Origin of the sequence: Corallococcus sp. CA053C, assembly GCF_003611675.1 — a bacterium.
GTDB lineage: Bacteria > Myxococcota > Myxococcia > Myxococcales > Myxococcaceae > Corallococcus.
The window spans coordinates 1-1301 of record NZ_RAWA01000779.1; the positions used below are offsets into that span (position 1 = coordinate 1).

Here is a 1301-nt window from a genome sequence, read left to right on the forward strand (position 1 = left end):
GTTCTACACCAACCCCCGACGAACGCCGACCTGGCCTCGCCCCCACCCTCCAGGCGTCCCATGACGCGGTGGGTAGCAAGGCGGTGAGAATTCAGACACGTCGGATGTTTTTCGCTCCACACGATTCAATAGACGGGCAGCACGGCCGATCTTGAGAAATCCCCCCACTTCCCGCGTTGGATGCGAGGGAAGGACAGGGCGCCGGGCCGTCAGGCCGTTGGGGGGATGACGGTCGGGTGCCCGCCTGGACGGCTGCTCTCACGGGAACGTTTGAGGGCCCGCATCCACCCGGAATCACGCGCTTTGGCATGCCTGGGGAAGTGGCGGGCGGCAGGGCCCCGACTCCCTGTTGCCCTAGCAGGCGTCCCAGGGAGCGCGCGAGTGACAGGGGGTTGGCAGGCGAGGACGTGCGGGAAGGAGTTTCGCGCGCCGCGTGTCCCCTCCGCCCAACCCGGACCGAAAGGAACTCCTGTTTGAAGCAACTCCTTCGACTCGTCGCCGCGGCCTCCCTCATGCCTGCCCTCGCCTCCGCGGGCATCCTCTGGAAGGGCGACTTCGAGACCGGCAACACGTCCCAGTGGACCCGGGATCAGAGCGTTGCCTCCAGCCGTCTGCAGGTCGTGACGGACGTGGTGCGTGACGGCAAGTACGCCCTCAAGGCCATCGTGAAGCAGGGCGATGACCCCATCAACGCCAGCGGCAACCGCAACGAGCTGCTGTACCTGACCCATGAGACGCAGGGGAAGGAGTACTTCTACAAGTGGAGCACCCTGTTCCCGAACAACTACCCCGTCCATGACTCCTGGCAGGTCATCACCCAGTGGCACCAGGAAGGCTGCTGTGGTTCGCCGCCGCTGGAGTTCTTCGTGCGCGGGGACAAGATCAACCTGCGCGTGGGCGGCAACACCATGCCCGTGCTGTGGCAGACGTCCATCGACAAGGGCAACTGGCACGACTTCGTGCTGCACGTGAAGTGGTCGGCGGACAAGAAGGTCGGCTTCGTGGAGCTGTACCACAACGGCAAGCTGGCGCTGCCGCGCACCTACGGGGCCAACCAGTTCGGCAAGGAGCTGAACTACCTGAAGATGGGTCTGTACCGCGACGACGCCATCAAGCCCGAAGGGGCCATCTACCACGACGGCTTCACCATGGCCTCGACGCTGGAGGACGTGATGCCCCCCGCGCCCGTGCCCGTGGAAGCGCCCGCGCCGGACACCACCACGCCGGTGCCGGACACGACGGGTGACACCACCCCGCCCCCGGTGGCCGAGGCCCCGACGACCCCCGACGCGCCCGTCACC

Annotated in this window: 1 protein-coding gene; it reads left to right on the top strand. The window is 66.6% G+C overall.

What is annotated here, in order from left to right; translation table 11 throughout:
- Nucleotides 1-473: 473 nt before the first annotated feature.
- A partial coding sequence (locus D7V97_RS43070) for a polysaccharide lyase (RefSeq protein WP_233583617.1) occupies nucleotides 474-1301 on the top strand: 828 nt, incomplete at its 3' end.